24 protein-coding genes are annotated in these 15,781 nt (G+C 62.4%); all 24 read left to right on the top strand.

What is annotated here, in order from left to right; genetic code table 11:
• Positions 1-117 precede the first annotated feature (117 nt).
• The 24 genes from CP557_RS21800 to CP557_RS21680 all read left to right on the top strand — a co-directional run bounded on the left by CP557_RS21800 (position 118) and on the right by CP557_RS21680 (position 15,779).
• Positions 118-897, top strand: a complete 780-nt coding sequence (locus CP557_RS21800; RefSeq protein WP_097382132.1) for a DUF5131 family protein — start codon at positions 118-120, stop codon at positions 895-897.
• Positions 894-2,858, top strand: a complete 1,965-nt coding sequence (locus CP557_RS21795; protein WP_097382131.1) for a DNA cytosine methyltransferase — start codon at positions 894-896, stop codon at positions 2,856-2,858. The genes CP557_RS21800 and CP557_RS21795 overlap by 4 nt, the downstream gene beginning before the upstream one ends.
• On the top strand, positions 2,851-3,183 hold the full coding sequence (locus CP557_RS21790; protein WP_097382130.1) for a helix-turn-helix domain-containing protein: 333 nt from the start codon (positions 2,851-2,853) through the stop codon (positions 3,181-3,183). Before CP557_RS21795 ends, CP557_RS21790 begins: the two co-directional genes overlap by 8 nt.
• Positions 3,180-4,451 carry a DNA-methyltransferase gene (locus CP557_RS21785; RefSeq protein WP_097382129.1) on the top strand — a complete coding sequence of 424 codons (1,272 nt, stop codon included), beginning with the start codon at positions 3,180-3,182 and terminating at the stop codon, positions 4,449-4,451. The genes CP557_RS21790 and CP557_RS21785 overlap by 4 nt, the downstream gene beginning before the upstream one ends.
• A gap of 23 nt (positions 4,452-4,474) precedes the next feature.
• The gene (locus CP557_RS21780) at positions 4,475-5,017 is read left to right on the top strand and encodes a hypothetical protein (RefSeq protein WP_245853163.1); all 543 of its coding nucleotides are present in this window, start codon (positions 4,475-4,477) and stop codon (positions 5,015-5,017) included.
• An 85-nt stretch (positions 5,018-5,102) separates the two neighbouring features.
• A complete protein-coding gene (locus CP557_RS21775) occupies positions 5,103-5,723 on the top strand; it encodes a hypothetical protein (protein ID WP_097382127.1) in 621 nt (206 codons plus the stop codon).
• Positions 5,720-6,118, top strand: a complete 399-nt coding sequence (locus tag CP557_RS21770) for a hypothetical protein (RefSeq protein ID WP_097382126.1) — start codon at positions 5,720-5,722, stop codon at positions 6,116-6,118. Before CP557_RS21775 ends, CP557_RS21770 begins: the two co-directional genes overlap by 4 nt.
• Positions 6,119-6,596: 478 nt before the next feature.
• Positions 6,597-7,148, top strand: a complete 552-nt coding sequence (locus CP557_RS21760) for a hypothetical protein (protein ID WP_097382125.1) — start codon at positions 6,597-6,599, stop codon at positions 7,146-7,148.
• On the top strand, positions 7,141-7,362 hold the full coding sequence (locus CP557_RS21755) for a DUF7511 domain-containing protein (RefSeq protein ID WP_097382124.1): 222 nt from the start codon (positions 7,141-7,143) through the stop codon (positions 7,360-7,362). The genes CP557_RS21760 and CP557_RS21755 overlap by 8 nt, the downstream gene beginning before the upstream one ends.
• 39 nt (positions 7,363-7,401) lie before the next feature.
• A complete protein-coding gene (locus CP557_RS21750; RefSeq protein WP_097382171.1) occupies positions 7,402-9,042 on the top strand; it encodes an ATP-binding protein in 1,641 nt (546 codons plus the stop codon).
• 113 nt (positions 9,043-9,155) lie between these two features.
• On the top strand, positions 9,156-9,491 hold the full coding sequence (locus CP557_RS21745) for a PadR family transcriptional regulator (RefSeq protein ID WP_097382123.1): 336 nt from the start codon (positions 9,156-9,158) through the stop codon (positions 9,489-9,491).
• Positions 9,491-9,805 (top strand): hypothetical protein, encoded by a 315-nt coding sequence (locus CP557_RS21740; protein ID WP_097382122.1) that lies wholly within the window; start codon positions 9,491-9,493, stop codon positions 9,803-9,805. The genes CP557_RS21745 and CP557_RS21740 overlap by 1 nt, the downstream gene beginning before the upstream one ends.
• Positions 9,802-10,197, top strand: coding sequence for a hypothetical protein (locus tag CP557_RS21735; protein WP_097382121.1), 396 nt, complete (start codon positions 9,802-9,804; stop codon positions 10,195-10,197). Before CP557_RS21740 ends, CP557_RS21735 begins: the two co-directional genes overlap by 4 nt.
• Positions 10,197-10,598 carry a hypothetical protein gene (locus CP557_RS21730; RefSeq protein WP_097382120.1) on the top strand — a complete coding sequence of 134 codons (402 nt, stop codon included), beginning with the start codon at positions 10,197-10,199 and terminating at the stop codon, positions 10,596-10,598. Before CP557_RS21735 ends, CP557_RS21730 begins: the two co-directional genes overlap by 1 nt.
• Before the next feature lie 87 nt (positions 10,599-10,685).
• The gene (locus CP557_RS21725) at positions 10,686-11,453 is read left to right on the top strand and encodes a beta clamp domain-containing protein (RefSeq protein WP_097382119.1); all 768 of its coding nucleotides are present in this window, start codon (positions 10,686-10,688) and stop codon (positions 11,451-11,453) included.
• Positions 11,450-11,851 carry a hypothetical protein gene (locus CP557_RS21720; protein WP_097382118.1) on the top strand — a complete coding sequence of 134 codons (402 nt, stop codon included), beginning with the start codon at positions 11,450-11,452 and terminating at the stop codon, positions 11,849-11,851. Before CP557_RS21725 ends, CP557_RS21720 begins: the two co-directional genes overlap by 4 nt.
• Entirely contained in the window at positions 11,848-12,303 is a 456-nt protein-coding gene (locus tag CP557_RS21715) for a hypothetical protein (RefSeq protein WP_097382117.1), read from the top strand. The genes CP557_RS21720 and CP557_RS21715 overlap by 4 nt, the downstream gene beginning before the upstream one ends.
• Positions 12,304-12,305: 2 nt before the next feature.
• Complete coding sequence (locus CP557_RS21710; protein WP_097382116.1) at positions 12,306-12,551, top strand: hypothetical protein; 246 nt, start codon at positions 12,306-12,308, stop codon at positions 12,549-12,551.
• Positions 12,544-12,744, top strand: coding sequence for a hypothetical protein (locus CP557_RS21705; RefSeq protein WP_097382115.1), 201 nt, complete (start codon positions 12,544-12,546; stop codon positions 12,742-12,744). Before CP557_RS21710 ends, CP557_RS21705 begins: the two co-directional genes overlap by 8 nt.
• Complete coding sequence (locus CP557_RS21700) at positions 12,737-13,141, top strand: hypothetical protein (protein ID WP_097382114.1); 405 nt, start codon at positions 12,737-12,739, stop codon at positions 13,139-13,141. Before CP557_RS21705 ends, CP557_RS21700 begins: the two co-directional genes overlap by 8 nt.
• A complete protein-coding gene (locus tag CP557_RS21695) occupies positions 13,138-13,455 on the top strand; it encodes a hypothetical protein (protein WP_211290276.1) in 318 nt (105 codons plus the stop codon). Before CP557_RS21700 ends, CP557_RS21695 begins: the two co-directional genes overlap by 4 nt.
• Positions 13,452-13,817, top strand: a complete 366-nt coding sequence (locus CP557_RS21690; protein WP_097382113.1) for a hypothetical protein — start codon at positions 13,452-13,454, stop codon at positions 13,815-13,817. Before CP557_RS21695 ends, CP557_RS21690 begins: the two co-directional genes overlap by 4 nt.
• A gap of 697 nt (positions 13,818-14,514) precedes the next feature.
• Complete coding sequence (locus CP557_RS21685; RefSeq protein ID WP_097382112.1) at positions 14,515-15,402, top strand: ParA family protein; 888 nt, start codon at positions 14,515-14,517, stop codon at positions 15,400-15,402.
• Complete coding sequence (locus tag CP557_RS21680; protein WP_097382111.1) at positions 15,399-15,779, top strand: hypothetical protein; 381 nt, start codon at positions 15,399-15,401, stop codon at positions 15,777-15,779. The genes CP557_RS21685 and CP557_RS21680 overlap by 4 nt, the downstream gene beginning before the upstream one ends.
• Positions 15,780-15,781: the final 2 nt, after the last annotated feature.

Below are 15,781 nucleotides of genomic sequence, written 5' to 3'. Positions count from 1 at the left end.
ATACCAACATCGCGTGGACTGACGAGGGGACAACAGCGATACTGCGAACGCTTGTCCCGACTGTACTGATAATCGACATCTGGCACGTGAAGCCGCCAACGCCGGCGGGGGACTCCGATGAACAGCGATACCAACATCGCGTGGACTGACGAGTCGTGGAACCCCGTCCACGGCTGTTCGAAGGTCTCGGCGGGCTGTGAGAACTGCTACGCCGAACGAATCAGCCGCCAGTACAACCACACCGATCATGAGTGGACCAACGAGCACGCCGCCGAGAACGTCACCGAGCGCCCCGACAAACTCGAGGAGCCTTACAAACTCGACGAACCGAAGCGGATCTTCGTCAACTCGATGAGCGATCTGTTCCATGCAGAGGTCTCCGAGTCGTTCATCCGGGACGTGTTTGCGGTCATGCGAAACTGCCCGGAACACGTCTTTCAGGTGCTGACGAAGCGCCCCGGACGGGCGGCCCACATGGAACTCGAGTGGCCCGAAAACGTCTGGATGGGGACATCGGTCGAAGACGACCGCGTGACCGACCGCATCGATATGCTCCGCGAGACGGACGCTCACACGCGGTTCGTGAGCTTCGAGCCGTTGATCGGGCCGGTCGGCGACGTATCCCTTGAGGGGATCGACTGGGCGATCGTCGGTGGCGAGTCCGGCCCGGACTACCGCGACATGGCTCACGAGTGGGTCTGGCCGATTCGGGATGCGTGCCGGCGCGTCGGCGCGGCGTTCTTTTTCAAACAGAGCGCTGCCTATCGAAACGAGACCGAGCCGTATCTTCGCTGTGAGGACGGCGTCCGACGGCAGTTCACGGAACTCCCGAACCTGCCTGAATCGACGAGAAGGGCACGACAGGCGCTTGTCCTGCCTGACGGAGGGCTGCGATGACCGACACGTTCGTCGCGGTCGACCTGTTCGCAGGCGCTGGCGGACTCTCGACGGGACTCGTCAAGGCGATCATCGACACGCACGCGGAGACGATCGCCCACGAAACCGGACTCACACCCACCGAGATCACGATGAGTCACACCCGCGTTCACTGGTGGCTCGCCGAGAACGTCGAACTGCACGCAGTCAACCACTGGGAACCGGCGATTGCCACGCACGAACAGAACCACCCGTGGGCCGAACACTACCACGCCAAAATCGAGGAACTACACCCGCCGGACGTCGTTTCGCCGGGCGAGGTCGACCTCCTGGTCGGCGGCCCCTCGTGCACCCATCATTCCAAGGCTCGCGGTGGGAAGCCGGTCAACGAACAGAAACGCGCGAGCGGGTGGCACGTCCTGCACTGGATCGAACACCTCCAGCCCGAGCATATCCTCCTCGAGAACGTCCCCGAGTTCCGCGACTGGGCTCCTGTCGTCGACGGCCAGTCCACCCGCGATGGGTCGATCTTCCAGCGCTGGATCGGGATGCTCGAGGCGCTTGGCTACTCGGTGCTGTACGACGACGAAGACGAGGACTACGGATCGGTCCTGAACGCCGCCGACTACGGCGAGGCACAGTCCCGAAAGCGCCTGTTCATCATGGGCTCGAAGGACACGCGACCGACCGCACCCGAACCGACGCACGTCAACGGCGATCCCGACAAGCCCGATCGCCGAACCGCGGCAGATATCATCGACTGGTCGGATCTTGGCGACTCGCTGTGGACGCGGGATCTCGAGAACCCGCGTGTGCAGCCACTCTCGACGAACACGATGGCCCGTATCGCCGAGGGTCTGCGACGCCACTGCGACGACCGACTGACGCCACTGGCCGACGCCCTCGAGACGATCGGCAAGGACGAACTCCGAGCGCTTCGCGAGACGGTCGTTCCAGCCGAACACGCGGCGACGGTCGCAGCGGCCGTCGACCGACCGTTCCTCGTGCGTGTTCCGGGCGGCCGGACGACGCTCGCGACGCCGCAGATACTCGGACAGCACAGCAACTCGGTCGCTCGCGATGTCTCCGAACGACCGGCCCCAACCGTCGCGACGGGTGGAAAACTGCAACTCTCGAGCCCGGAGACGTTCTGCCTTCGCCAGCAGTCCGGTGGCGTTCCGGCGGCGACAGACCGGCCACTCCCGACCGTCGCGACGAAGGGCGCGATCTCCGTGGCGACCGCGGAGGCGACGCCGCTCATCAAGCCGCGCAACGGTGCGCGCCGCGGCCTCCATTCGAACCCGCTGTACGAGGCCGACTCGCGCCCACTGCACACGGTCACGGCGAGCAACCACGACGGCCACCTCGTGACGCCGACGCTGATCCACTACTCACATGGCGGGGCGCTGCGGGACCCGACGGACGATGTCCTGCCGACGATCGCGACCGAGAAGGGCGGCGCGTTCGCACTCTCGAGTCCGTATCTCTGCCCGCTGTACAATAGCTTCAGCGGACAGGCTCCGCGAACCCGCAGGGTGGACCGACCACTTATGACGGTGACGGCGCGGAAATCTGCACCCGCCTGCCTTGCGACGCCGGAACCGTTCCTCGTCGAGTACTACGGCAACGCGACGCCGAACGACGTCGTCGATCCACTCCCGACGGTTACGAAACGGGACCGCTTCGCGCTGTGTGTCCCCGAGGTGTTCCCCTACGGACTCGACGTGCGCTACCGGATGCTCGAGCCCGACGAACTCAAACAGGCACAGGGCTTCCCGGCTGACTACGAGCTCGCGGGCGGCACCAAGAAGGCCGTCACCGAACAGATCGGCAACGCCGTCCCGGTCAACCTCGCCCGGGCGCTGTGCCGGCATCTCCTGGTCGACGAGACGCCAAGCCTGTCGACGTTCGGTGGCGGCGTCACAGCCGACCCCGACGCTGAGGTCCCTGAGTACTCGGAGGTGATCGAGAGCGATGACTGAGGTTCCAACCTCCGACGAGTTCGACGGCCGCGGCGACCTCCCCGACGCGCTGGCGTTCGTGAAACCGAACCGCGCCCGTGCATACATCGCCCTCGAGCGTGCCGACGGGCCGCTGACTGCCACCGAACTCGAGGACGCACTCGGCTGTTCGAACGCGACGGCCTACCGGTGTCTCAACGATCTTCAAGAGATCGACCTCGTCTGTGAGACGGTTCGCCTCGGCGGGGAGTACAGCCCAAAAACGGCCTACACGACGGTTGCGGACGCGCCGTCGTGGGACCGCGCCCGCGCCGACGGCGGCACTCCGGAGGGATCGGACCGATGACCACCGAGATCGACGCCTACACGAACGACATCCATCAAGGCGACGCCGCCGACCGACTTGCGGAGATGCCCGAGTCTTCGGTTCATTGCGTGGTCACGAGCCCGCCGTATTGGAAACTCCGAGACTACAATATGGCAGACCAACTCGGTCAAGAACCAGCGCCAGAGGACTACGTCGCTTCGATCGTCGAGATCGGCGACCAAATCAGGCGCGTCCTTCGCGACGACGGAAGTTGGTGGCTCAATCTTGGCGACTCGTATGTGTCGAAACCACGCGGCAATCCGGGCGACGACTCGACGAGTATGATCAACGGCTCGCACCAAACCGAGACTGGTGGTGACGTCAAGGACAAGCGCGGCGTTGGCGTCCCCGAAAAGTCAAAACTTCAGATCCCACAGCGCGTTTCGCTCGCACTACTCGAGGCGGGTTGGATACTCCGCAATGATATCGTCTGGATGAAAAAGGGCGGCGGCGTTCCCGAACCCGTCACGGATCGGGCGACGAAAAGCCATGAGATGATCTACCACCTCGTACCTGCCGACGGCTACTGGTACGATACCTACGGTGTGAATCCTGACGGCAAACCTGTCCCGGACGTGTGGGAAATCTACCCGAAACCGTACCCAGAAGCTCACTTCGCAACTTTTCCCGAAGCGCTCCCGCGGCGGGCGGTTAGACTCTCGTGCCCGCCGGAGGTCTGCGCGGAGTGTGGAACACCCTACCGCCGTGCGACCGAGGAGATCGAGCCGTGGGACCTCTCACCCGACGATGTTGACCGACCGCAACTGAAACGCGCGCTCAAACTCTACCACCGCTCCGATCTGACGCCGGAACATCTTGAAGCCTCCCGCGCACTCGGATTCGCCGACGCCGGCCACGGGAAGAACTGTCAGACTGGCACGGGCAACAACACGTCTCGAGTCGAAGAACTCGCGGCCGAAGCGAAAGCTGTGTTGGATGGCTACTTCCGCGAGTTCGCGACGACGAAAACCGAACCGGACGGTTTCGAGCAAGCCTGTGACTGCAACACTGACACGACCGAGTCCGGGATCGTCCTCGACCCGTTCGCGGGTGCTGGCACAACCTGTCTCGTCGCCAAGCGTCTCGGCCGCCGGTTCATCGGGACGGAACTGAACCCCGACTACGTGGCGCTGGCACAGAAACGGATCGGCGTCACGGTCGACGAACCCGACCGGCTACTCGAGGACGGCGAGACGAGTCTTACCGCATTCACTGATGGCGGCACTCCGGCAGAATCGGACCGATGACCACCCAGCACACGACCCGACCCATGGCGACACGCAACCCAACCCCGACCGACAGTACCGACGACCAACTGACGCTTTCGGCCTACGATCACACTGCCGCGTTCCCCGATCCCGGCACTTCCGACACCGAGGGCTGCCGACCCGACGAACTCGACGACGACGACGACGTCGACACGCGACTCGTGAAACTCACCGGCGACGATGGGTGGACCGACGACGAACTCGCGACGTTCTACGAGCGGGGCTACTTCCCACTCGAGATCGCGATCGACCTCGGTCTCGAGCGCTCGGCAGTGGCCGATCGACTGCGACGGGCGGGCCACCTGCAACCGCATGACGACTACCGGGCGCTCGCCGAACTCTACGACGAGCGGGGCTACTCGACCACCGAAATCGCCGAGACGGCCTGCGACGGACAGGTCAGTTCGGAGACGGTCGCCGAGCGGCTGCACCGCTTTGGACTGCACCAGGAGTCGGCCCAAGACAAACTCGCGGCGATGGACCCCGACGAGTTGGATCTATCGACCGAGACCGACGACCGCGAGGAACGGAGGGTTCGGGCATGATCGAAGCCGACGACGCGGACGTTCGGAAGGCGATCTACCAGCTCGAGCACGGCGACGAAAACGAGGAGAACCCGAGGTACATCCAATGAGCCACCAAGACACCGACGATCGACAGGACCTCGAGTACGCCCAGAATCGCGTTGCGGAGGTCAACGAACGCGCTGCGAAAGCCGTCTCCCAACTCGCAGGGATAGAATCGAACGCGGGTCCGACGGCCTCGCTTCGGATGGCCCACTCGGATCTCTGCACAACGCTCGCGAACACGAACCGGGCGATCGCCCAAGTTGAACAGGCGATCACCGCTCGTCGCGACGGCCACGGGCGGGCAATGCCCCGCGAGATTACGAGCGAACACGCCGACCGCTTCGACGAGATTTACGACGGTCCGGTGTACTACCTGGCGATCCAACTACTCGAGAAGAATCGCCACGAGTACCTGTACGCGACGCCGGACACGTACGGCGCGGAACAGATCGAACGCCACGGGCTGACCGAGAACCAGCGCAAGTGGCTCGGCGATCTCCAAGACGCGTGGCAGGCACACGACGAGGTGTACGACCCGCGGACGATCGATGACGACCGACTCTCGAATCACCTTCGGACGGTCGTCTCGGAGTCGCGAAACGAGAACTGGGGAAACGTCCGGGCGAATCTCGAATCGGCGCTCGAGGCCGTCGACGAACTCGAGGAGGCCGATTCGGAATGAGTAGCGACGATACTGACCGCGGCAGTTGGGAACGGTCGTTCGAGAAGCATCGTCAGATGGATGTCCAGGTCACGAGCAACGCTGCCGACGGAGCGACAATCGATATCAATGGCACCCAACTCAAAATATTCCAGAAGGACCGCCACATCCCAATGTTGGCTGAGATCTACATCGGGGGCGAGGAACAGCCGATAGGGGCGATAAACACGGCGAGATCCGAGACAGTTACTCTCGGAGGTATCGACGAGTCGCTAGCAGATCGCGTCGACGAGATCCGGGAGATGCCGGTTGAGGAGATCCCGAGCGAGTTAGAGGAACTCGCTGAGCGGCTGAATCCTCCGCGAAGTAGGGATGCTGAACGGCAACGCGACATAGAGTGTGATCACAATGAGTAGCGACGGGAGTGATCACTTGATTTGTCGAAGGTCTGTCCCGCCACAGGGACAGTCTGCCCCCGTTCCAATGAACCGAATTTCTCCATCTGGCCAGAGGCGAGCAGCGTACGTCGAACTACAGTCGGTACAGACGGCCACAATTCGGTTTGCTTTCTGTGTGGCTCTCATATCACTCCTGCAATCGGCTGTCAATATCCCCGTAGTCCCTGCTTGGTTAGGGTCTCCCCGTGTTCGACCATTCAGCACGGACATGGTGCGTGATAGCGAATGAGCGACCATCGTCACGCAACCGATCGGAAGCAAACCGTCGTCGTCGCGGGCTGTCCGAACGGCTGTCAGTCGTTCGAAATCGAGAGCGAAGGTCGCGAGGAATCCGTCGACAAACTTGTCGAGACCGCGAAAGAGGCGTTCGGCGAGTTTCGAAGTGTGGTGAATCGATCGGGTTCGTTCGGAAGGACGAACCCAGCGAGGTGTTAGAATGACCGTCCCCGAACACGTCGATCTCCGTGGCGACCCGCCGGTGATCGCCGACCTCGAGAAACTCCGCGGTATCGCGTCGCTTCGACTCGGGAATCGGCTGTACGTCCACGCAGTCGAACGACTCCCCGACGGTAGCTACGTCGCCTATCTCGGCGTCTCGATGGCGACCGATACGTCCGACGGCGCGGGACGCAACGAGATCACGTTCTGCAACTACGCGCCCGTGGGAGCGATGTACGCCGATCCGACCAAGATCGACGGCGAGACCTACTACGAGGTCGACTTGCCCGATCGGGACGACGTATCCGCGGCGATCCGCGCTCGCAAACGCCACGCCGATCCCCACCGGGCCGCGGTGTTCCCACCAGTCGTGAATCAACTCGAGGAGTGGGTCGATGCCCATGCCGATCGGGACGACGACGTCCACCGGGGCATGGCGCTGGCCTTCGAAGCCGCCCGGCGGGAACTGACTGCCCGCCGGGACGCTGCCTATAGCGGCCGAAAACGATGGTCGAAAGCTGATCTACATGAGGCGATTGACTGTGAGTAGCAACGAATCCGACCCGTTCGAGTATCCTGGCTGCGACGACCTCGAGCCCCAACAGCCCGCTCTGCCCGACTACACCCTCGAGCACGCCCTGGTCGAACACGATCACCACCCGGACGAGTACGCGGTGACGCCGATCGATACCGAACCGGGCGTGCTCACGACGTGGCTCACGATCGACGTTGCCGACGCCTGCGACCTCACGGGGTGGCGATAACCCATGCACACGGAAACCGAACAGCCGACCGACGATTCGATGGACGAACAGCTCCCCGTCGGCGAGAACGACTTTTCGCTTCCGACGGTCGAAGTACTCACGGGCCGTGCGTTCATCACCGGCAAATCCGGGAGTGGAAAGTCCAACACCGCAAGCGTCGTGATCGAAGAACTCCTTGAGGCGGGTTACCCAACACTGATTGTCGATACGGACGGCGAGTACTACGGCCTGAAAGAGCAGTACGAACTACTCCATGTCGGGGCGGACGAACAGTGTGACCTCCGCGTTGGGCCTGAACACGCGGAAAAACTGGCGATGCTGGCACTCGAGGACAACGTTCCGATCATCCTCGATGTCTCTGGGTTTTTGGATGCCGACGACGCGAACGACCTGATCCGGGAGACGGCCCGGCACCTGTTCGCCAAAGAGAAACGCCTGAAAAAGCCGTTCTTGCTGGTCGTCGAGGAGATCCACGAGTATATCCCCGAATCGGGCGGTCTCGATGAGACGGGGCAGATGCTCGTCAAGATCGCCAAGCGTGGCCGCAAACACGGCCTCGGCCTCGTCGGGATCAGCCAGCGGCCCGCCGATGTCAAGAAGGACTTCATTACGCAGGCCAACTGGCTCGTCTGGCACCGGCTCACGTGGGATAACGATACGAAGGTTGCTGGGCGCGTTCTCGGGAACGACTACCGCGACGCGATCGCCGAGTTAGACGATGGTGAGGCGTTCGTCCAAACCGACTGGGGCGAGCGCATCGAGCGGGTGCAGTTCCGACGCAAGCGCACGTTCGACGCGGGTGCGACGCCAGGACTCGAGGACTTCGACCGTCCCGAACTGAAATCGATCAGTGACGATCTCGTCGCCGATCTCGAGGAAATCAGCGAGCAAGAACAGCGCCGGCAGGATCGGATCGCTGACCTCGAGCGAGAGCTTGCGGACCGCGAGGAACGAATCGACGACTTGGAACAGGAACTCGAGAACGCTCGCGACCTGCGCGATCTCGCGGGGCAGATGGCCGATGCCCTTCAAAACGGCCAGTCCGACGACGGCCCCGGCGAAAACGTCGAACAGCTCGTCGCCGAGAAGAATCGACTCGAGCGCGACCTCGCAGAACGGGAGGATCGGATCGCCGGGTTAGAGTCTGAAGTCGAATCTCTCCGCGAGGAGTTGGCCGACCGGCCGACCGACGCCGACCTCGAGACGGCTCGCGAAGCGACCGAACGCCTCGCGGAAGCCGTCGGCGTCACAACCGGCGACGAGTCGGGCAAGTGGCGGCGAAAGTACGAAGCCGCACAAGAGCGCATCGCGGACCTCGAGACCAACCAGCCGACCGTCGACGCACCGGACGACTACGAATCGTTCGTCGACGACGAGTACGTCCAAGTGGCGATCGAGGAGGCCAAAGACGAGGGCTCCCCGCGGTATGTCCGGGCGGTCATCGCTGGGGTTCTCCGTCGTGGCGGCCCGGTTACACGCGAAGATATCGCCCGTGACATCGATATCCAGTCGGACTCGAATATCGAGAAGGGGATCAGGCCACTGGCCGAGCGTGGGATCGTGACGACCGACGGGACCGGCCCGGGGAAGCAAATCGATTTCCACCTCGAGAACGTCCGCGAAATCCACGAACAGCAAGCGCGCAAGGAGCGGACCGAGGAATTGATGGACCAGTTCTGAGGCTGATCTCGAAGACTGGCGGTAGCGTCACACGCGGCTGTTTTGCGACCTTCGTTCTCAGAAACCAGTCTGTCGGCGAGACGGTCTTACTATATAACATCAATCGATGACACATGGCACTCGCCAAACGCCAGACCGAGACGACGACCGATGAGAACCCGAAGTACCCTGAATACCCGCACTTCCGACGCGACCTGCTGTTCGTGATCGCCGACGTTGGCCCGGCCAGCGGCCAGGATGTTCAGGCTGAGATCGAGGCCTACTACGCCAAAGAGATCAACCACGGGCGGCTGTACCCGAATCTCGATGCACTCGTCGATGACGGCCTCGTCGAAAAGGGGGAGATCGACGACCGAACCAACTCCTACGAGCTGACCGACGCCGGTCGACAGGCACTCGAGGAACGCCGCGAGTGGGAAGCCGAACGGCTCCCGGAAGGGGATGCGTAATGCCCGCAACGATCGAACTCGAGGGTGACGCCCACGACCTGCTGACGGCCTACCAGCGCGACGACGAGGACCTATCCGAGACGGCGGCCCGCGTGCTCCCCGCACTGGTGCCCCACCCAGTCAACTTTGAGGATGCAGGCGTCGATGCCGACCAACTCGACACCGAGACGCGGTTCGTGCTCGAGCGCTGGCCGACCGGCGACGACGGAACGATTCGACCGTTCGTCTACAGTTCGAAAACCCACTATCTCCGGGCGAACAAAACCGTGATCGAACATACGAATCTCGAGTCCGGTACGGAGGTGGATGCATGAGCGTCTACCGGATTGACGCCGACTACAACGCGGCTGGCCCGGTGCTGACTGACTCGGACGACGACTTCCCCGCACGAATCCAGGTCGCGACGAAACACAGCTTCGGCGAACTGCGACTGTCTCGCCACGACTTCGAGAGCGTGCTGGCACTCGTCACGAAAGTCGCGGCCAACTCCGAACCGGCTGACTGTGAGATCGACGGCGGGTCGGTTGCGATCGATGCCGCCCCGCCGACGGCAGAGGACACGTGGGAACTCGACATACAGAAAGACCGCCTGCACCACAGAGTTGTGCTTTCGGACGGCGAACTCGAGGGGCTTGCAGACCTGCTTCGAACGGTCCACCCCGACCATGATTCGACCGACAACCCGGATGTGGAGGTGCGTGCGTAATGTCGACCGAAACCATCGACGGCCCGACGCTCGGCAGCGCCCTCGAGAACCTATTCGCCGTCGTCGACGGCGACGCCGAGATCGACACCACCGAGTACGACCGCGCGATGGAACCCGGACTCACCGACGCCCAACGCGAAGTCGCCGCCGAGTACGCGGGTGCGGGCCGGGTCGAAGTCGAGAGCAGCACGGTCCCGAATCTCGGCCAGAAACTCGCCGCGGGCAAGAAACTGCCGTGGACGTTCACGCTCGACGGCGTCCGGTTCGTCATGAAGACGAGTACGGGTATGGGATCGAGCGTCGCCGATAGCGAATGGCGGTGGGGCGACGGCGACTACTGGTTCACATTCTACCGGCATACCGACGATCGTACTGACGAGGTGTCGATCCGTGAGGCGTGAACTGTCCGAATCGATCGACTGCGTGCTGTGCGACGAGACGAGTGCGACACCCGAACAACACCACGAACATATGGCAGAAATCCATCTATGAGCGCCACCAAACCACTCTCGCGCGGACTCGAGATGTACCAGTACCGACTCGAGGCGACGGTCAACACCAACGCACTCACCCGCGCGACGGGTGCGCTCGGTCAGTTCGTCGACGCCTACCCACTCCGCTTCGAAGCCGACGCGATCGAGGCGACGATCACCGACGCGGCACACGTCATCGCGGGCGGCGTTTCGATCCCGGTCGAATACGAAACGGACCACGAGGCGGTCACGATCGCCGTTGAACACAGCGCGTTCAACCGCGGTGTGATCGAACTCGATGATCCCGAAACGCAAACGCTGACGCTTCGGGACGGCGAGGACGAATTGACTGTCTCGGCGGCGTCGTACATCGATTACGTGCCACTCCGGGACCGCACTTCGCTCCGAGATATGGCCGCGCCGGACGAACCCGAGTACCCGACGACCGTGACGGCTCCGGCGAGCCGATTCAAGGCTGCTGTCGGTGGCGTGGCCGGTCCCTCGAGCCAGCCCGTTCGACTATCGACGACCGACGACTGGGTGGATGTCGCGACTCGCGTGGACGGCGACTGGTACACGTTCGATCTGGATGGGACTGCGACCGTCGACGGACCGGATGTGGCCGCGTGCTACGCGAGTGACTACCTGACCGATATCGCGGCTGCGCTCTCGCCACGCGCAGAGGTGACGCTGCGCTTTGGCGAGGACTACCCGCTGCGAGTCGAGACGGAGCACATGTGGTTCGTCCTCGCACCGAATTTCAAGGAGGCTGATTCGGAATGAGCACCGACGATCGACTCCCCGACCCCGAAACCACGGAGGCCGAAGCGATCACCGTCCCCGACGCGGAGGTGTTCGACGAGATCCCCGCGGACAACCCGTTCCGTGGCGTGCTCGAGGAACTCCGCGACGAGGGCCACGACTGGGGCGAGATATTCGACCTGATGGACGCGGCGTTTGTGCCGGTCGATCACGCCGCCGACCAAGAGTCGTTCGTGATACTCCCCGAGTATGAAATCCAGGCGGTCGTGCCCGATTCACAGGCGACCTCTGACGAACGCTACGAGACGTTCACCAAAGCCGACGCGACTGAAGAACAGGCGATCGAGTGGGTTCGATCGAAGCCCGAGGTCCGCCGCGTCGAAGCATCCGAACAGGTCGGCGAGGTGAAAGTGGGATGATTCTCGCAACGACCGACGACTACGACTTTCCGAACATCGATTGGCTGTGCAAGACGTGTGGTGCTGTCTACTGCTCGTCGGGCTACCCACCGGAAACACGGTGTTTCGAAGGCCACGGCGCTGGGTGGCGACCCGATCCACGACAGGTCGCCGAGTACATCGATCTCCTCGAGTCACTCGGGCCCGGCGACGGAATCGTGATCGCCGGAAAGGGGCCGGCGACACTCATGGGACCGATCGAATCGGTCGGCGATGGACAACTCATCACCGAAGCAATCGACGGCCCATCGCGGACCCTTCGGTGGGAACGAGACGACGAAGCCGAGGGTCGCAATCGCGACCCGACGCTCGAGTGGAAGCGAACCGTCGATTCGGATATGCTCTACGACGACGTCTATCACGTCGAGACAGTCGAGATCCAGGCCGCGACGGACGCGGAGGTGCCAGCGTAATCATGACCGAAACCATCCCCGAGCGACCCGACGACTTCGCCCACGTTGCACCGCAAGCCGACCGCGATATCCGCGACGCCGACGGCCACTATACGATCGCTGTCTTCGAAGACGGCCGGGAATACGTCGCGACACAGGACGACGCCACGCTCGAGGCGCGGGGCTTCTCGCCCGCCGAGGCGATCGCCAACTTCGCACGAGCCGTCGACGCCAAGAACAACGGCGAGCAGGTGGTCTGCGATGAGTAGCACTGACGAGCTTTCGGAGACCGATGTCGCCACAATCGCGTGGCTTGCCTTCGGCGTTGGCTTCGTCGCTGCGACCCGCTCACGGACTTGGAGACGTGGCCTGCTGGTCGGCGTCTGTGCGCTCCCGGTCGCAATGTTCGGCGGCGGGATGCTCACGGCCGCACTCGAGAATATGGGGGACAGCCATGAGTGAGACCGACGACCTTCCGCCGGTGTGGGACATGCACGACCTCCCGCCGGTCGAAGCGGATCGAAACGTCGCCCATGCGGACGACTGGTATCCGACGCCCGACGGGCACGTGCGGGCGTACTTCAACGACGACCTCATGATGTCGCTCTCTGGGGAACAGTTCGCGATCGGCTTCGACGGCGACTTCGGTGCGCCGAGCGGACTTGTCTTCCAATCGCCGACACCGATGTTCGAAGCCGACGACCCACACGAGCCGTCGGTCACGACACTCATGACCGAGGAGGAGATCCCGATCGAAGAACGCCCGACCGACGCCGAGCATGAGCGCGTGTTCGGGCCGACCGAGGCCGTGACGTGGGACTTCGAAATCAGACTCGAGACAACGCCCTACGAGCCATGAAACGAATCACCAAATCGGACTACCTCGAGCGGAATCCCGAAATCGAATCGCAGGCCGATCGCCTTCGAACCTCGAGCGACCCGCAACTCGTCGCCCGCGTCACCCGCGAGTACTGGTGGTCGGTCGAGTATCTCGCATGGGTCGACGGCCGCTGGTATGGCTGCGTACAGGTCAACAACGACGACAACGTGTGGGAGACGACCGATGTCGGAGCCTACGACGAGGACCAGGCCTACGGCATCCTCGCCGACGCCGACCGTGACGACCGCCCACAGTGCTTGCAGTTCATCCCGCGGGGTGACAGCCCGCTATGACCGAATCGGACGACCGACCGGTCTACCCGCTCGAGCCTACCACGAAACTGTTCACGTGGAAGCCCGCCCCCTCGAAACTCGAGCAAGCCCTCGAAGCCGCGAACGACGATCCGACGATGCAAGAGCTTGTGAATATGCTCTGTTCGCTCGAGGGCCTGTTCGTCCACGTCGACGGTGCCGATGAGGGGTGGCGACCGACGACGATCGAAATCGAGTGTCTCGAGGAAACGTGGCAGTCTCACACCGCTACGAACGACCTGTTGACACTCATGCGACGCGCCGGGTGGCGACTCGAGGGTGTGACTTTCGGGGCGCGAAAACGGCTCACGTTCGCTCCTACTCGCGTCTCCGAGACGTGTTGAGTTGCCCCTAGTGGTTTCACTTCATATACAGTGTCTCAAAATACCGAGTGGGATGGTGGGACCAGTCATGGATGACAGAGCACTCGGTACGGTTGTCGCGCACAGGAATCACGCGACAGATAGGATTTCACCACCACACCGCATCAAAACTGGGCCGGAGAGTGCACGCTATTCAGATTTCGAGAATCAAATCGCGGATGGTCTGGCGGCGGGTGGGGTGGGTGGGTCGTGCCCGCCGCCTGGATCATCGCAGGGTGTCGGTAGGTAATTGGATCGCATGTCGCGTGGGTGCACACGACATTGTCTTGTTCGGGCCGGCGATTATCAACTTCTACCCGATTCCCAGTCGTTTAGAATGGTTTCCCGTCCCGACCAATCGTTGGGGCGACCGCTGTACACAACGCCTTTGGTTACGACTCTCCTACTCTCGAGTGCCGGTCTCGACCGGCTGCCAAATACCAGCATCAACTGGGGCGGCTCTGCCGCCTGTGACTCCTACACTATCTCGAGTGCCTACTGCACATACTCTACCTACAATAGGTGGAATAGCTACAGTAGCTACCTTAGCTGAGGTACCTACTGTACCTATTACAGTAGAACTAAGGGCCTGCCGAATTATGCTTACATCGCCTGCTGAAACAGTACTCGGCACAATAGGTTCCTATTGTGCCTACTGCAGTGGGCGGAGTCACACAATATGGTAGCTACGAACGATTCGCGTGCGGTTAGCGTCGTCATTCTCAAGGGCGGCGTTGGAAAGAGCACAACCTCGATGAATCTTGCCCGCCAGCTCGCAGAGCGGGGCGATGTCCTGTTTGCCGATCTCGACCCGAACGGCCACGCGACCAACGGCCTCGGCTTCGAGGATGCATACCAGGGCGACGTAAATCTCGGCGACGTGATTCTCGAGGGAACGGCGACGCCCGCCGACCTCATCCAACCGACCGAGTACGGCTTCGATCTCCTGCCGTCGTCGAACACGCTTGAGGATGTCGAGAAAGACCTCGCAGGCGCGATGCAAGGGTCCGCACGAGTCAAATCGAAGATCGTCGACCCGCTGCTTGGCGACGAGTACGAGTACATCGTGTTCGACTGCCCGGCCTATCCGGGAATGCTCAACAACAATGCGCTCGTCGCGACGGGCAACGTCATGATCCCGATTGAACCCGGCTCGAGTGCGATCGGCGGCTACAAGCGGACGATGGAACGACTCATCGAGCCCGCACGCGAGTACATCGATGTCGACGTGCTCGCGGTTGTGCCGAACAAACTCTCCGACCAGATCGACCAACAGACCGAAGATCGCGAGCTGCTCGAGAACCTGAACACGGCCAGCTACGAGGTCAACCCCGGACAGCCACTCCAAGAAACAGTTCCGAATTTCGCTCGAATCACAGCCGATGAGTTCGAACAGATCGATCGCGAGGAGATTGAGGCACCACTACCAGGAATTCGACACCGAGCGGCACTCTCCCGATCGCTGCAGGACAATCAGCCACTGCAGGATTACGACCCAGAGTGCGACCAGATACCCTATTACGACGAACTCGCCGATATCGTCGCGAACGGAGGGATCGACCGATGAGCAACCCGTTTGATGACCTCGAGAGTGAGGACGACGACACGGCTCCTGACACGACGCCACGCAAGGGACCATCGGAGAGCGAGGATGTGGCCGGGTCGGACCCAGAGCGAGAGATCGCCGATACACTCGAGAGCGACCCGTCTGAGACGGGGCCAGCGTTCGAATACAGCGCGGTCCGACAGAAACCGCTGTATGCTCGTGGCGAGACATGGGACGAATTTGAGAAGACGTTCCGGACGACGATCGCCCCGAAGCTCGCGGAGGCGGACGTCGTCGACGAAGAAACGCGCGAGCTTCATGACGCGCTTGTCAAACTCGGAATCGAACAGCCCGAGCGCATCGCCGAACTCATGCTCGAAGCGCGTCGCGACTCGTAGAC

The organism is Natrinema ejinorense (assembly GCF_002494345.1).
Lineage (GTDB): Archaea > Halobacteriota > Halobacteria > Halobacteriales > Natrialbaceae > Natrinema > Natrinema longum.
The sequence above is the reverse complement of the archived record's forward strand: the minus strand, read 5'-3'. Positions and strand labels throughout refer to the sequence as shown.

Bases quoted from the DNA above. Each gene is read 5' to 3' on its own strand.
- CP557_RS21800 (WP_097382132.1), top strand. From the start codon at position 118: ATGAACAGCGATACCAACATCGCGTGGACTGACGAGTCGTGGAACCCC.
- CP557_RS21795 (WP_097382131.1), top strand. From the start codon at position 894: ATGACCGACACGTTCGTCGCGGTCGACCTGTTCGCAGGCGCTGGCGGA.
- CP557_RS21790 (WP_097382130.1), top strand. From the start codon at position 2,851: ATGACTGAGGTTCCAACCTCCGACGAGTTCGACGGCCGCGGCGACCTC.
- CP557_RS21785 (WP_097382129.1), top strand. From the start codon at position 3,180: ATGACCACCGAGATCGACGCCTACACGAACGACATCCATCAAGGCGAC.
- CP557_RS21780 (WP_245853163.1), top strand. From the start codon at position 4,475: ATGGCGACACGCAACCCAACCCCGACCGACAGTACCGACGACCAACTG.
- CP557_RS21775 (WP_097382127.1), top strand. From the start codon at position 5,103: ATGAGCCACCAAGACACCGACGATCGACAGGACCTCGAGTACGCCCAG.
- CP557_RS21770 (WP_097382126.1), top strand. From the start codon at position 5,720: ATGAGTAGCGACGATACTGACCGCGGCAGTTGGGAACGGTCGTTCGAG.
- CP557_RS21760 (WP_097382125.1), top strand. From the start codon at position 6,597: ATGACCGTCCCCGAACACGTCGATCTCCGTGGCGACCCGCCGGTGATC.
- CP557_RS21750 (WP_097382171.1), top strand. From the start codon at position 7,402: ATGGACGAACAGCTCCCCGTCGGCGAGAACGACTTTTCGCTTCCGACG.
- CP557_RS21745 (WP_097382123.1), top strand. From the start codon at position 9,156: ATGGCACTCGCCAAACGCCAGACCGAGACGACGACCGATGAGAACCCG.
- CP557_RS21740 (WP_097382122.1), top strand. From the start codon at position 9,491: ATGCCCGCAACGATCGAACTCGAGGGTGACGCCCACGACCTGCTGACG.
- CP557_RS21735 (WP_097382121.1), top strand. From the start codon at position 9,802: ATGAGCGTCTACCGGATTGACGCCGACTACAACGCGGCTGGCCCGGTG.
- CP557_RS21730 (WP_097382120.1), top strand. From the start codon at position 10,197: ATGTCGACCGAAACCATCGACGGCCCGACGCTCGGCAGCGCCCTCGAG.
- CP557_RS21725 (WP_097382119.1), top strand. From the start codon at position 10,686: ATGAGCGCCACCAAACCACTCTCGCGCGGACTCGAGATGTACCAGTAC.
- CP557_RS21720 (WP_097382118.1), top strand. From the start codon at position 11,450: ATGAGCACCGACGATCGACTCCCCGACCCCGAAACCACGGAGGCCGAA.
- CP557_RS21715 (WP_097382117.1), top strand. From the start codon at position 11,848: ATGATTCTCGCAACGACCGACGACTACGACTTTCCGAACATCGATTGG.
- CP557_RS21710 (WP_097382116.1), top strand. From the start codon at position 12,306: ATGACCGAAACCATCCCCGAGCGACCCGACGACTTCGCCCACGTTGCA.
- CP557_RS21705 (WP_097382115.1), top strand. From the start codon at position 12,544: ATGAGTAGCACTGACGAGCTTTCGGAGACCGATGTCGCCACAATCGCG.
- CP557_RS21700 (WP_097382114.1), top strand. From the start codon at position 12,737: ATGAGTGAGACCGACGACCTTCCGCCGGTGTGGGACATGCACGACCTC.
- CP557_RS21695 (WP_211290276.1), top strand. From the start codon at position 13,138: ATGAAACGAATCACCAAATCGGACTACCTCGAGCGGAATCCCGAAATC.
- CP557_RS21690 (WP_097382113.1), top strand. From the start codon at position 13,452: ATGACCGAATCGGACGACCGACCGGTCTACCCGCTCGAGCCTACCACG.
- CP557_RS21685 (WP_097382112.1), top strand. From the start codon at position 14,515: ATGGTAGCTACGAACGATTCGCGTGCGGTTAGCGTCGTCATTCTCAAG.
- CP557_RS21680 (WP_097382111.1), top strand. From the start codon at position 15,399: ATGAGCAACCCGTTTGATGACCTCGAGAGTGAGGACGACGACACGGCT.